General features: G+C 42.1%; 14 protein-coding genes. 2 read left to right on the top strand and 12 right to left on the bottom strand.

Annotated elements, in window-relative coordinates; translation table 11 throughout:
* Position 1 precedes the first annotated feature (1 nt).
* The 5 genes from ACFOSV_RS05365 to ACFOSV_RS05345 form a co-directional block, all read right to left on the bottom strand.
* A complete protein-coding gene (locus tag ACFOSV_RS05365; protein WP_377904154.1) occupies positions 2 to 394 on the bottom strand; it encodes a molecular chaperone DnaK in 393 nt (130 codons plus the stop codon).
* A gap of 133 nt (positions 395 to 527) precedes the next feature.
* Positions 528 to 3,494, bottom strand: a complete 2,967-nt coding sequence (gene secDF / locus ACFOSV_RS05360; RefSeq protein ID WP_377904152.1) for a protein translocase subunit SecDF — start codon at positions 3,492 to 3,494, stop codon at positions 528 to 530.
* Positions 3,495 to 3,582: 88 nt separating this feature from the next.
* Complete coding sequence (locus tag ACFOSV_RS05355; RefSeq protein ID WP_377904150.1) at positions 3,583 to 3,936, bottom strand: hypothetical protein; 354 nt, start codon at positions 3,934 to 3,936, stop codon at positions 3,583 to 3,585.
* 56 nt (positions 3,937 to 3,992) lie between these two features.
* Complete coding sequence (locus ACFOSV_RS05350) at positions 3,993 to 4,613, bottom strand: uridine kinase family protein (protein ID WP_377904148.1); 621 nt, start codon at positions 4,611 to 4,613, stop codon at positions 3,993 to 3,995.
* Between the two features lie 40 nt (positions 4,614 to 4,653).
* The gene (locus tag ACFOSV_RS05345; RefSeq protein WP_377904146.1) at positions 4,654 to 5,229 is read right to left on the bottom strand and encodes a non-canonical purine NTP diphosphatase; all 576 of its coding nucleotides are present in this window, start codon (positions 5,227 to 5,229) and stop codon (positions 4,654 to 4,656) included.
* Between the two features lie 84 nt (positions 5,230 to 5,313).
* Here ACFOSV_RS05345 and ACFOSV_RS05340 point away from each other — a divergent pair, with 84 nt between their 5' ends.
* Together ACFOSV_RS05340 and ACFOSV_RS05335 are read left to right on the top strand one after the other, a co-directional pair.
* Positions 5,314 to 5,877, top strand: a complete 564-nt coding sequence (locus ACFOSV_RS05340) for an LOG family protein (protein WP_377904144.1) — start codon at positions 5,314 to 5,316, stop codon at positions 5,875 to 5,877.
* A gap of 137 nt (positions 5,878 to 6,014) precedes the next feature.
* A complete protein-coding gene (locus ACFOSV_RS05335; protein WP_377904142.1) occupies positions 6,015 to 6,518 on the top strand; it encodes a hypothetical protein in 504 nt (167 codons plus the stop codon).
* Between the two features lie 7 nt (positions 6,519 to 6,525).
* On the opposite strand, the gene ACFOSV_RS05330 is transcribed toward ACFOSV_RS05335, so the two are convergent.
* The 7 genes from ACFOSV_RS05330 to ACFOSV_RS05300 all read right to left on the bottom strand — a co-directional run bounded on the left by ACFOSV_RS05330 (position 6,526) and on the right by ACFOSV_RS05300 (position 12,791).
* On the bottom strand, positions 6,526 to 8,082 hold the full coding sequence (locus ACFOSV_RS05330) for a M81 family metallopeptidase (protein ID WP_377905300.1): 1,557 nt from the start codon (positions 8,080 to 8,082) through the stop codon (positions 6,526 to 6,528).
* Positions 8,083 to 8,099: 17 nt separating this feature from the next.
* The gene (locus ACFOSV_RS05325; protein WP_377904140.1) at positions 8,100 to 8,441 is read right to left on the bottom strand and encodes an L-rhamnose mutarotase; all 342 of its coding nucleotides are present in this window, start codon (positions 8,439 to 8,441) and stop codon (positions 8,100 to 8,102) included.
* Between the two features lie 10 nt (positions 8,442 to 8,451).
* Entirely contained in the window at positions 8,452 to 9,270 is an 819-nt protein-coding gene (locus ACFOSV_RS05320; protein WP_377904138.1) for a TIM barrel protein, read from the bottom strand.
* A gap of 3 nt (positions 9,271 to 9,273) precedes the next feature.
* Positions 9,274 to 10,299, bottom strand: a complete 1,026-nt coding sequence (locus tag ACFOSV_RS05315) for a zinc-binding alcohol dehydrogenase family protein (protein WP_377904136.1) — start codon at positions 10,297 to 10,299, stop codon at positions 9,274 to 9,276.
* Positions 10,300 to 10,310: 11 nt separating this feature from the next.
* A complete protein-coding gene (locus tag ACFOSV_RS05310) occupies positions 10,311 to 11,243 on the bottom strand; it encodes an aldo/keto reductase (protein ID WP_377904134.1) in 933 nt (310 codons plus the stop codon).
* Positions 11,244 to 11,357: 114 nt separating this feature from the next.
* Entirely contained in the window at positions 11,358 to 12,020 is a 663-nt protein-coding gene (locus ACFOSV_RS05305; RefSeq protein ID WP_377904132.1) for a DUF6090 family protein, read from the bottom strand.
* 123 nt (positions 12,021 to 12,143) lie between these two features.
* Entirely contained in the window at positions 12,144 to 12,791 is a 648-nt protein-coding gene (locus ACFOSV_RS05300) for a DUF6090 family protein (RefSeq protein ID WP_377904130.1), read from the bottom strand.
* Between the last annotated feature and the right edge of the window lie 19 nt (positions 12,792 to 12,810).

The following is a 12,810-nucleotide window of genomic DNA, read 5'->3' as shown; positions in this document are numbered from 1 at the left end:
ATCAAGGCTCTGGATTGCAGTCTGGAGGGCATACTTTCCCTCTATTTTGATAATCACCACCATCATCAGTATCTGTGGCTTCTACCACCCCTTCGCGGAGGTTTCCCGCCTTTAGGACTAAGTTTAATTGCCCTTCGTATTTATCTGGATTTTTTGGATAATATTTTTGTGCGGTTTCCTTTGTGTATTCGGTAAAATAGAATTGGATCCCCCCAACTTTTGGATCTTTGTCTGCTTCTGCAAGTAGGCTTTCGAGCGTCTCACGATCAAAAAAGATCCAATCTGTCTGATCGTCTTTTTCTCTACCATTGTTACCTTTTGCGGGTTTACCTTTTTTTACTTCCGCGTCATACTTAGCCTTCATGGACTCAAAGTCCGCTTTTGAAATTTTCATTGTGAGTAGTTAAGGTTTTTTGATTTTGAATGTGAAAAAAATTGAAGAGATAAGTTAATATAAATTTCCCTCCAGGGTAAAAAAAAAGGAACGAGATTTCTCTCGTTCCTTCAAAATTCAAGCTTAATTAGTTTTAAGCGATTTTCTTTTCTTCTTTACTTGCTTCAGTTCCTTCTTTTTTCATTAGATCAACCACGATTGGGGTTGCAATGAAGATGGAAGAATAAGTACCGACAAGGATACCCACAAGCAAAGCAAAGGAGAACCCTCTAAGAACTTCTCCGCCGAATACGAAGAGAACAATCACCACAATCAAAGTTGTGAATGAGGTAATCAAAGTACGGCCTAAGGTCTGATTGATGGCGTCATTGAATACTTTCACCAAATGATGTGTCCCTCTAGCCTCAATATTTTCACGGATTCTATCAAATACAATCACCGTATCGTTGATGGAGTAACCGATTACGGTCAGCACCGCCGCGATAAATACTTGATCAATCTCGAAGGTCGCACCAAAGGCACTAGCAATGGCAAAGGCCGCGATCACGAAAAGTGTATCGTGAATCAAGGCAATGATAGAACCCAAAGAGAATTGCCACTTTCTAAATCTTACCAAAATGTAAAGGAAGATTGCAATCAATGCCACAATCATTGCTTCAGCAGAGGAAGTTTTAATGTCGTCTGCTACAGTTGCACCCACTTTAGAAGATCCAGTAATTGCAAATTCTGTCTCATCAAGATCTGCTGCATCTGCTGTGAAATTCAATCCTGTCACTGCAGAAATACCTTCTTTCACCTTGTTCTCTACTTCCAAGTTTGATTCTGCATCATCCTCATTGATCAGATACGAAGTCGTGACCTTGAGTACATTGTTGGCACCATAAGTTTTTACCTCTACAGAACCGTCAAACTCATTGTCCAAACCAACTTTCAATTCTGAAGCTGATACTGGTTGATTAAAGGCAACGATGTAAGATCGACCACCTGTGAAGTCTACACCGAATTTCAATCCGTTAAATGCAGCGATACCTAGACCGACTACAATGATTCCTGTAGAAATTAGGTAGGCAACTTTTCGCTTGCTCAAGAAGTCAATGTTCAAAGTGCTAAGAGCATTTTTGGCCAAAGGAGTTTCGAAGCTAATAGAGCTCTTATCACCTTTCTTACTCATCCAGGATACAATCACTCTTGTGATAAATACCGCTGAGAAGAATGAAGATGCGATACCGATCATCAATACAATCGCAAACCCTTTCACAGGTCCTTGACCCAAGGCATAAAGAATCGCACCCACCAAGAATGTGGTCACGTTGGAGTCAAGAATGGCAGAGAATGCCTTGTCATAACCAGCGCTGATCGCTTGAAGTAAGCCTACGCCGTTGCGAAGCTCTTCACGAATACGCTCGAAAATCAGTACGTTCGCATCGATCGACATACCAATGGTCAATACAATACCTGCAATACCTGGAAGGGTCAGTGCCGCACTCAACTGAGCAAGGATTCCAAGGATAAAGAAGATGTTAAATACTAGTGCTGCAATAGCGACTAATCCACCCTTGGCATAATATGCTACCATGAATAGTACAACAATCACAAGACCAGCAACCATAGATAGCAATCCTTGATTCAAGGCTTCCTTACCCAAGGTAGGGCCGATGATGCTTTCCTCTACGATCTGAGTAGGAGCTGGAAGCGAACCTGACTTCAAGATATTTGCTAAATCTTGAGCCTCCTGCAAGTCAAAGTTTCCTGAAATCTCCGACTGTCCGTTTGGTATCTCACCATTTACGACTGGAGCGGTGTATACATAGTCATCAAGTACTACTGCCACTCTTCTTCCGATATTTTCAGAAGTCAGTTTTCTCCACTTTCTAGCGCCTTCAGCATTCATTTGCATGGAAACTGCAGGTCTTGAAGTTTGATCCAATGTCTGTCTCGCGTCAGTGACCACGTCACCTTCTAGTGGAGCTTCGTCAGAACCTCTTCTCATTTTGATGCCGTAAAGCTCAAGAATTTCTGTTCCATCCTCAGCAAGTTGAGGCTTTACACCCCAAAGAAGCTTTAGGTCCTTTGGGATCATTCGGCTGTATCGCTCCTGCTTCAAGATTCGGTTGATGACCAAGGTATCCTTGATGTCATATACTAATCCGTAGTTTGCCTTGATTAGGCTGATCAATGGAGAAACGCTATTGTTTTGCATTGGATCAATTTCCTCCAATTGCTTTTCAAGGGCATTGATTAGAGAATCTTCCTCAGAGAGGTTTTCGTTCACTTCCTCGGCAGTCTCTTCTACTTCTGGCTCAGCAGTTTGTTGATCTGCAACCCAAGCTGTATTGATGGCTTCAATGGCACCTCCGAATTCATTCAATTCGGAAACCTCCCAAAACTGAAGCTTGGCTACTCCCTGAAGGAGGTTTCTAACTCTTTCCTGATTGTCTACACCTGGAAGTTCGATCTGGATTCTTCCAGAACCTTGAATTCGCTGGATATTTGGCTGAGAAGTTCCGAATCTGTCGATTCGAGTTCTAAGGATATTAAACGATCGGTCGATTGCACTTTCGATTTCACCATCGATGATTTCCAAAATCTCTGCATCAGAGGATTCAAGAGAAATTCTGCCTCTATTCGCAGCAGTGGCGAAAATGGAGCTAAGATTTTTCCCTGGATTTTTTTCTTGGAAAGAAGCATAGAAAAGATCAATGTACTTTTCATTGGAAGTCTTTGCCAATTCTCTAGCCTCTTCTACTGCCGCGTTGAAATTTTCGTCCTTTGGATTTCCTGCCAGGCCTTTTACGATCTCCACTGGAGAAACGGCAAGAGTGACATGCATACCACCTTGGAGGTCAAGTCCAAGTCCAAGTTCAGTTTCCTTTACTTCCTGATATGTAAAATCAGATCCTAGGAAATTGTAAACTGGCTCTCTCCAGATAGAATCTAGGTAAGCTCTTCTTTTGGCAAAGTCAACATTGCCGGATGCGTCAGTAGCATAAGCTTGCGCTTTTTCTTTGACGCCATTTGATACAAATGTGAATGACAGATAATACAGACATAGCGCTGTAATAATCACGGTCAGAAACACGATGACACCTTTATTTTGCATAAGGATAATTATTAATTGAGTTTAGATAAATACAATGAAGGACAAGCAAGGATACTTGCTGTCGGGTAAATCGAGAATGAATGAGATACTAGGGCCCCTGGGGGGAAATAATCCGTTCAAAAAATACTTCTCCTAAGGAAGAGGTGAAGCCTATGGATGGTGATTCTAAAGCAAAACCTTGATTTTCAAGGTCAAGAGCTTGATAGATCAATTGAAAAACTGCCTGGACTACTTGAACGGCGAAAGGTACCACCGCATCAACGGCCACAGAGATAAAACTCTGCTCTCTTTCGTCAGAATTTTCTTCTTGTTGTTCAATTGATGGGATATTGACGGTTTCGCTTACGTATTCCAGATTGCTGAAAAACAAACAAAATAGCATTGCCAACGCCACGCTGAGGCGCTGTCGGATCAAATGACTATTTCTGTTGGCTTTATTCATGCGTCGCAAATATAGGTAATAAATGAAACGATCGCGATTAGAATTCGAATTTTTGCCTATTTCCCTGACTTTAAGCGCAAATAGGTGCGGATCACTTCCAAGGCTTTGTTGAAATTGTGATTGTTTGGAACAATCAGATCTGCATCGTTTTTAAATGGCTCAATGTACTTCTCGTATGTGGGCATCACATGGTTTTCATATCGATAAAGCACATCATCCAGATCATATCCTCGCTCCACCTTGTCCCGAATGATTCTCCGTTTTAGCTTGATATGATCCTTAGCGTCTATGAAGATTTTCAAATCCAAAAGTTGAGCAAGTTCAGGATAGTAAAAAACAAAAATCCCTTCTACTACGACGATGGGAGTGGAGGGAAAGGTTAAAATTTTTGGTGTTTTGTGCGGGTTGTTGAAAGTATACTCCTTACGTTGTACAGTTTCTCCAGCTTGGATTTTCCGGAGGTCAGACGCATATGCATCAAAGTCAATGCTGTTTGGGACGTCGAAGTTTTCCACTCCATTTTCGTCCTTGGGCTGTAGATGCAATGGCTTGTAATAGTTGTCTTGAGAAATCAGTGAAATCTCATCTGCATTGAAACTATTCAGAAGCTTTTCGAGGAAAAGAGTCTTTCCTGAGGCAGATCCACCCGTGATTCCTACAGTAAACGGCTTTGACATGGGCGCAAATTTATTTAAAATTTTCAGGCAAAATCAGAATTTAATTTCCCTTTAAGAAAATTGACAGTTTTTTCACCGCTCTACCTCTATGGCTGATCTCATTTTTTTGAGCCATTGACATTTCTGCAAAAGACCCATTAAATCCATCAGGGCTAAAAATTGGATCATAGCCAAATCCACCGTCCCCCTGTCTTTTTTCAAGGATTTCTCCTTCCACAATGCCCTCAAAGCTATATTCTTCCGAACCAATAAGCAGAGCGATTACCGTGCGAAATCGGGCCGATCTATCGGTATGGGGTCTTAGGTTTTCGAGAAGTTTATCCATATTTTTTTGATCGGAGCGGGGTTCGCCTGCATATCTTCCTGAATAGACGCCTGGGGCTCCATTCAGGGATTCTACTTCGAGACCAGTGTCATCAGCAAAGCAATCAACCCCATAATGCTCTTTTACATAGCGAGCCTTTTGAAAGGCGTTTTGGTCCAAAGTCTCGCCTGTTTCAGGTAATTCCTCTTCACAACCAATGGATTTTAGAGAAACAATTTCAAAATGATCTCCCAAAGCGGCTTTTACTTCTTCGATCTTTTTGGGGTTGTTGGTGGCAAAACAAATTTTCATAGCACTAAAGTAATCGATAATTTACTTTTCAGGCATAGCCGAAAGTTCACATTGTATTACCTTGGGGTTTTGATCAATTAACCTATGAAAAAAGTAACTGTCTATTGTGGATCTCGTGTGGGGAATTCCCCGGAATTTGAAACAGGAGTCATCCAGTTGGCCCAGGAAATGATTCGCCGCGACCTTGCTCTGGTTTACGGAGCAGGGCATGTGGGCCTGATGGGAGTGATCGCAGATCAAATGCTACAAGCCAAAAAAGAAGTGATTGGCATTATTCCTCAAAAACTAGTAGATCGAGAAGTGGCGCATCAAGGCTGTACGGATCTCGTAATAGTAGAGACTATGCGAGATAGAAAATGGCTTATGGCCGAACAAGGTGATGGATTCATAGCCATGCCTGGAGGTATCGGGACTTTGGAGGAGCTTTTTGAGATTATGACCCTCAATCAACTCCACTATATCCAAAAACCTTTGGCACTTTATAATATCGCCGGATATTATGATAAGCTTCTGGATTTCTTGAGCCACGCCAATCAATCGGGGTTTTTGTATGGAAATCTTTCGGAAAGCCTGATAGTCTCGGATGATCCGGTCTATATTTTGGATCAAATGGAGGCTTACCAACCAAAGACAACTCCAGACTGGTAAGTTTTACCATTTATTCGAAATAGGCCACTATTTTTCAGAAAAGAATAAAGAGAAATTGCTGTATTTATGCATTTCACCAAAGTATATTCGTTTCAAAGAGTAGGATTTTCTATTTTTGCAGCTAGTACCCAGACCCCATGATCGAAAAAATTTTTCCTCTTGACAAAAACTACATCCTCCGGCAGGCTCAATTTGCTCTGGAAGAGGAGTTGATGGAGCAGATGATTTATGAATTAAAACGATCGTACACTTACCTGTATAATCCACTACAGCTCATGGATCAGACGTATGCCAAAATTTTGGATACGTTTGAATTTCCTACGGATCGCCTACAAATGATTTACCGGCAGCTATGTGGTATCTATCGTTACTATCATGGGGACAACCAACTCGAGATTCTTTTTGACGGAAGAACGCACTTCGATGCCTTTAAAGAAAATTGGGAAGCAGCTTTGATCGGATATGTCAAAGAGCTAGGTCAGCACGAGCAATATGTGAAAACCATGCTAAGAATGACAATTCTTCACGATTCCGAAACTCGTGCGGAGTGGGCAGAAAATCACTGCAAGGCATTTATCAATCAGTATTTTGAAGTCAAAGTGGTCAAGGTTTACGGAGAGTTAAAGCTCAAAGTATCCTAACACCGACTTACTTCTTCCCTGACTCAGGGATCCATCTCACACTTAAATCTGGCGTATCCATATCTCGATCAATTGGGAACATGGGTCTATTGATTCTTTGGTAGCCCAAGCGCTCCAAATCCTGGTCTACTCCTCCTGGAGTCAAAGCCATAATCCAGCCCTTGCGCATGTCATACAGCTCTGGGACTAAATAGCCAATTTTCACCATCACGATATCCGTGTTTCTTGGGTCTAAACCCAAGTTGGTAAAGTCTTCTTCTTGATGATATGGCTTACGTTTTTTTGTAACAATTACTTTGATCGACCCAGCAGAAACGACTGCTTCTACCTCCGCGTCGATATCTCCCTCTAGGATGGATTCTACTTTTCCTTCTAATAAAATCGGAGGAGCAAAACGATCATCTACGGCAGCGCCTACGTAGCCACTCACTTCGTTTCCTTCCCCGACTTCGAGTGCTTTGGATATCAAATCTGGACCTGGAATAGAAGCATAGATCAAAGAAGGGCCATTTGAAGTTTTAAATTCTGGTCTCGCCAAAATTTCCCTCAAAGTCCAAGTGACATCACCCGCTCCTCCAGCAGTGGGATTGTCACCCATATCACTGATCATAAATGGGCTCTCGGTACTTTGCAGAGCCATTTCCAAGCTCTCCTCCAAAGTCGCCACAGGTGCTACAAATTCAAATTCATTTCTCACTTCCCAAAAAGCCTGTGCAAGCATTTCTGCACCGCTTTGTACTTCTGCTTCATCGTCTCCCGTCACCATCACCACAGCGTGGTTTCTTGGTTCGTCAGCCCAAGGATATCCCATCCAGATGGCAGCGTCAATTACACCAGCTTTGGCTTCTACAGAAGGAATTTTTGCATAAAGACCTTTTCCTGGTTCTATTCGAGTACTGGTTTTTTCGCCGGGTAAAAGAATAGGAACTGGTATCCAAGCCTTATATTTTGGTTTGCCTTTCCCTGATTCCAACCGATCCAAGAGATTGGATACTGCTCGTTTTTTAGACTGAATAGCATCTTCATGAGGAGCCATTCTATAGCAAGTGATCAAGTCTGAGTTTGTTGCTAGGCGAGGAGAAACATTACCATGAAGATCCATGGAAGTGGAAATGAGGGTTTCAAATCCGACCACCTCTCTTACCTTTTCTATAAAATCACCCTCTGGATCATCGAGTCCCACCACACTCATGGCTCCATGAATATCGAAAAATACACCGTCGTAGGGTAAGTTAGCCTTGAGTCGCTCTAGAGTTTCATTCACTAAGGAATCATAGGCCCCACGAGTAACCGCTCCACCTGGAATGCTGTGTGCACGTAGCGTTGGAATCCACTCTGCACGTTTTCGATTTACAGAATCTTCATCCAGAAAAGGGTAAAAAGTAAATACCTCCTCATCTCGTCTGGCTTTGAAAGCTGCAGTATGAGAGAGAGCTGGTGAAAAAGTGCTCGACTCGATCGCAAGACCGGCAATGGCAATTCTTGGTAGATCCTCTGGTTCACTTTGAGGACTTTGGCAAGCCAAAATCACAAAAAAAAGAACTATGAAGAAATGGTTTTTCATTTTCAGTGTTTTCATTTTTAGTAGTCCGATTTAAATATTTGATCCATCAGGACCCATTTTTCGCCGGGTTTAGCCCAAGGCAAGGGTTTTTGGAAAGTCCACATGAAGTCTTCCCACTTTTTGATCATTGGATTGGCGGCATCTTTTTTTGCTTTTTCTTCCAAATCAAAGTCATCCTCGGTTTCCATAATTAAGATCATTCTGTTTCCAGTTCGGAAAATTTCTATGGATAAAATTCCACAGGCCTTGTCATGAGCCACCACTTCAGGCCAGGCATTGCCCGGGGCATGATGTTCCTCATACTTTTTGATGGATTCGGGATCGTCAATCAGGTCGAGCGCAAAGTGAAATTTTTTCATTTTTCTATAATTAGGATCGGAAGAATTGATTGAAGGAGGAAATGGTTTTTTGAGCAGCCTCCGTTGGGCTAGGGTAAGGAAAAGCCTCCGCTGATACAAAACCAGAATAGCCAGACTTTTGAATGACTTCTGAGATCGGCTGTATTGTAGTATGACCCAACCCGATTGGGTTTCGATTACTGTCTGCGAAGTGAATGTGACCCACAGTTTCCATATTTTGGGCAAGACTTGCTGGTAAATCGGCCTCTTCAATATTCATATGAAAAAGATCTGCGAGGAGTTTTACATTCGTATTGGAAAGAGTTTTGAGGAGTTCGGATCCAGCGGAAAGAGTGTTGATCAGGTTGGTCTCGTATCTGTTCAGTGGTTCATAAAGTAAAAATGTTCCATGATTTTTAGCTTGAGTACCCAATTCAGAAAGAGCTTCTCCCAGCCATTCGAGACTTTGAGTTCGACTCGTGCCAGGCATAGCATTTCCTTGCATAGAACCAATAATTGCCGGTGCGCCTAATGCAGCCCCAAAGCGAATCATCCCTGAAATAAATTGCTTAGCTTTTTGTCGGATTTTTGGATCAGGATCTGTCAAAGTCAATCCATGAAGCACTTTTCCCGCACCCGTTCCCACTGCGGCTAATTCAAGAGAATATTCGACAAGCAGTTTTTTCAAGTAGTCGATTTCCATGGTTTCGGGAGCCGGGGTGAAAAGTTCTATGCCATCAAAGCCTAAGCTTGATGCCTCTTGCATACTTTTCTCCAAGTCTTCCCAAAAAATCCAAGGTCCGGATTTGATTTGAGGTACGAGGGCGATGGTCACTGCTGATTTGATCATAGGTTATTTTTCAAAGTCAATCATAATTTTAATTATTCCACTCGCATCCTGAGCCCATTTTTTCAAGGTTTCAGGCCCCTCTTCCAAGCTGATGGTTTTGCTGATCACCGCTTCTACAGGAAATTTCCTAGATTCCAAATAGTCGATCACCTCTGGGAAATCCTTTCTGCCCACGCAGTTGCGCGAACCGAGAATTTCTATCTCTTTTTGTACAAAGAGTGAAGTATTGAAAGCAATATCTGTTTTGGCGTAGCCGATACAAACCACCCGACCTGTAAAGGCAACTCCTTCGACGGCTGCGCGATAAGTCTCAGGGCTTCCGACCGCTTCAATGATTACATCTGGACCATCTCCGAAGGTAAAGCTTTGCAAGGCTTCGTGGAGATTTTCTTCCTTTGGATTTATGGTTTTCGCAACACCGATCTGTTTGGCGATTTCAAGTTTGCTGGGGTCCAAATCCACTGCGATCACCCTTGCCCCTCGATTCACGGCGGAAGCCACAGCTCCGAGTCCCACGATTCCGCAGCCAATCACTGCCACTACGTCTTCTGATGTTACTCGCCCACGATCCACGGCATGAAATCCTACGGTCAATGGTTCGGCAAGGGCAAGCTCTCGATGATTGAGTTTTTCGCTCGTAAACACGTCTTGCCATGGCAAGCTGATATAGCGCGTCATTGCTCCAGGCCTTCGGACGCCCATGGTCTTATTCTCTCGACAAGAGTTCGGACGATTCTTTTTGCAGGCTTTGCATTTGCCACAGGCGAGATAGGGATAGACCGTGCCTTTGGTCCCTATTTTGACTTGCTCTGGTACATTTTTGCCCTTGGCGACGATAGTACCTCCAACTTCATGTCCTAGGATATTTGGATATTCCTGAAGTGGAAACATCCCTTTGAATGAGTTTAAATCTCCACCACAAAAACCAACTTTGCTTACCTCAAGCAATACCTCACCTTCCCCTACCTCTGGCTTTTCGACTTCTCGGATTTCGCTTTCTCCGACTCGGGTTAGGAACAGTGCTTTCATAGTTTTGGGTATCAAATATTGTTTTCTGCTTTTCCCTCAAACCACATTTGGTTTTTCACAGAGGCTACTAGTTTTTCTATTTTTTCAAAAAGCTCTACCGGAATATTCAGGTCAAGCGCCTCCACGTTCTTTTGCACAATTTCGGGTTTGCACATGCCCGTAATCGTCGTGGAAATGTCGGTGTGTGCTGTCGCAAAACTAATGGCTACTTGACTTAGCTCTAAGCCATATGAGTTGCAAAGCGAGATCAATTGAGGCTGCAGAGCCTTCATTTCTTTGGGAGATCGATGCCATTCTGGCAATGGGGCATCAGAGAGAATGCGCTGCATCAGGGGTGCGGCATTCATCAAGCCAAAGCCTTTTTCCTTTGAAAGAGGCACTAAATCATCCAAGATTTCATCCTCCAAAAGATTGTAATGGGCCCAAGATAGAACAGTATCGACCTCTGCTTCCCGAGCGATTTGTGCCAAATAGCGCACAGGAAGGCCGGTGATCCCAACGAATCGTGCCTTTCCAGATTTTTTTACTTCCTGAATGGCAGGTAAGGCTTCATTGATGATTTGATTTTTGTCCACAAACTCAATATCGTGAAGCTGATATAGGTCGAGGTAGTCCGTATGCAATCGACTCAGAGTCTCATCGATGCTGTCATGAATTCGCTTTCGAGAAAAATCAAAATCCTGTAAATCATACCTCCCACACTTACTGGCCAAAATAATGTCTTTGCGATGCCCCTTGAGTGCTTTCCCTAATCTCTCCTCGGCTAAGGTCAGTCCATAAAAAGGAGCGACGTCAAAAAAATTGATCCCATGATCTAATGCAAGATGCACAGAGGTTACAGCAGTAGACTCGGAGACTGGATCAAAAACATTGCCCATGGGTGATGCCCCGAATCCAAGAATGGAAACCTCCAGGTTAGTTTTGCCGAGCTTTCTGTAGTCCATGCATTAAGATAGAATTTTTCCAGGCAAAATGGTAAGGGAATAGCAGCAGTGGTTTAACAGAAGTCGGTATGTTGTTAATTCCTAGCCCAGAATACTGACAATTCTCCTTCCTCACTATTTGCTAAGGAGATATGAATCAATTTCGCCTATGAGATCATTCATAGTATTTATGGCCTTATTGTATTCTTGCAACTGATTCAAATTCAAGGTGATAATTCGGTAATGAACAATGTTTTTAAAATAGGGGTCGGTCCAAATTTTCTTGTAATCTATTGGATTGGCAGACTCCTGAAAATTAATCTCAGTGAAGTTGGCCAAATAATAGGGTCTAGTGACTTGATTAATGTTCTGTTCATTATCCAGATGCCCCTGTAAGATTTTATAATTCGTTTCGAAAAGATTTACAATACGGAGACGAAGGTCCTTGTTCTGTATGATTTGTAGTCCTGCGGATTTTAGGTCTTCGTAGAAGGCGCTATTGAGTCGATTAAATCTAATCCCATAAACTTTTCCAAAGAGAGTGTTCAAATCCTCTGAATACTCTTGGTTGGGAAACTTGAGTAAGGAATCAAGGCGATGCAGATGAATTGAGTCCCTTCGATAGTTTTTTAAGGCTCCCTCCAAAACTGTTTTATCTTGAATCAATCCTTTTTTTAACTCTTCTAAAATTTCAATTTCAGTTGCTAAGTTTTGCCTACTGGTATTCCAAGTGTTTACAGATAAAGCAATTAAAATACCGATGGTCACCAATAGAATTTCCCCAATAGCATACTTCATATACTGACCAGTTTTACCCTTTGAAAGTAAATTTTCCCTAATTTTTCTGAAGAATTTTATCATCGTTTCGTAGCGGGCATTGTTGGACCAGAAGCCTTTTGGCTATCAGTCGCGATACTGTCTTTAATTGGCTAGAATTTCATCAATAAGTTGTAGAGTTTCTTCGAAAATTGTTTTTCTGAATCCATTTCCAAAGTTTACTCGGTCTATATCGTCTAAAAGATCTTCTAGCCTGTCTGAATCGAAGTTCCCTATCTCATTCCGTCTTATTTCACGTACATACAATTCACGAATTCTTAAATTTCTCTGATCTACCAGTTCTCCATTATAGACCAATCTTGGATATTTCGAATTGTATAGATAATGTGCTTTTTCAATCAATTCTTTATCTGTGAAATTGGAGATGTTGCCACTTGAGATTGCCGTGTCAAAAGTCCCGGAAACAGGAAAAAAGGACACTAGCGGTTGCAGTAGGAAGTGAAAAAGTGAATCAAGTTGTTCTTTGTCCGTGTCATAGGATTCGGACAAGTTGTTGGTTAATATTTCATGTGCGAGTATTTTACCTTCAATATTGGCAAGACAAAACTCTATATTCTCCTTATCTCTGAGAAGGTCATTTTTTAATCCAATTTTGAATTCATCCTCTAAAGCCTGATTTCTCCTAGTCTCATTCCAGGTGCTTACTTGAAGTGCTAGCAAAATACCAATCATCACCAAAGCAATTTCCCCAATAGCATATTTCAGATATTTTCCAGCCTTGTTTTTCTCCATAAGGTCGAATCGAATTTTT

It is taken from the genome of Algoriphagus namhaensis (assembly GCF_042649705.1).
Taxonomy (GTDB): Bacteria; Bacteroidota; Bacteroidia; order Cytophagales; family Cyclobacteriaceae; genus Algoriphagus; species Algoriphagus namhaensis.
Note: the sequence above shows the minus strand (reverse complement) of the source record. Positions and strands in the feature narration are given on the sequence as shown.

Bases quoted from the DNA above. Each gene is read 5' to 3' on its own strand.
- ACFOSV_RS05365 (WP_377904154.1), bottom strand. From the start codon at position 394: ATGAAAATTTCAAAAGCGGACTTTGAGTCCATGAAGGCTAAGTATGAC.
- secDF (WP_377904152.1), bottom strand. From the start codon at position 3,494: ATGCAAAATAAAGGTGTCATCGTGTTTCTGACCGTGATTATTACAGCG.
- ACFOSV_RS05355 (WP_377904150.1), bottom strand. From the start codon at position 3,936: ATGAATAAAGCCAACAGAAATAGTCATTTGATCCGACAGCGCCTCAGC.
- ACFOSV_RS05350 (WP_377904148.1), bottom strand. From the start codon at position 4,613: ATGTCAAAGCCGTTTACTGTAGGAATCACGGGTGGATCTGCCTCAGGA.
- ACFOSV_RS05345 (WP_377904146.1), bottom strand. From the start codon at position 5,229: ATGAAAATTTGTTTTGCCACCAACAACCCCAAAAAGATCGAAGAAGTA.
- ACFOSV_RS05340 (WP_377904144.1), top strand. From the start codon at position 5,314: ATGAAAAAAGTAACTGTCTATTGTGGATCTCGTGTGGGGAATTCCCCG.
- ACFOSV_RS05335 (WP_377904142.1), top strand. From the start codon at position 6,015: ATGATCGAAAAAATTTTTCCTCTTGACAAAAACTACATCCTCCGGCAG.
- ACFOSV_RS05330 (WP_377905300.1), bottom strand. From the start codon at position 8,082: ATGAAAAACCATTTCTTCATAGTTCTTTTTTTTGTGATTTTGGCTTGC.
- ACFOSV_RS05325 (WP_377904140.1), bottom strand. From the start codon at position 8,441: ATGAAAAAATTTCACTTTGCGCTCGACCTGATTGACGATCCCGAATCC.
- ACFOSV_RS05320 (WP_377904138.1), bottom strand. From the start codon at position 9,270: ATGATCAAATCAGCAGTGACCATCGCCCTCGTACCTCAAATCAAATCC.
- ACFOSV_RS05315 (WP_377904136.1), bottom strand. From the start codon at position 10,299: ATGAAAGCACTGTTCCTAACCCGAGTCGGAGAAAGCGAAATCCGAGAA.
- ACFOSV_RS05310 (WP_377904134.1), bottom strand. From the start codon at position 11,243: ATGGACTACAGAAAGCTCGGCAAAACTAACCTGGAGGTTTCCATTCTT.
- ACFOSV_RS05305 (WP_377904132.1), bottom strand. From the start codon at position 12,020: ATGAAGTATGCTATTGGGGAAATTCTATTGGTGACCATCGGTATTTTA.
- ACFOSV_RS05300 (WP_377904130.1), bottom strand. From the start codon at position 12,791: ATGGAGAAAAACAAGGCTGGAAAATATCTGAAATATGCTATTGGGGAA.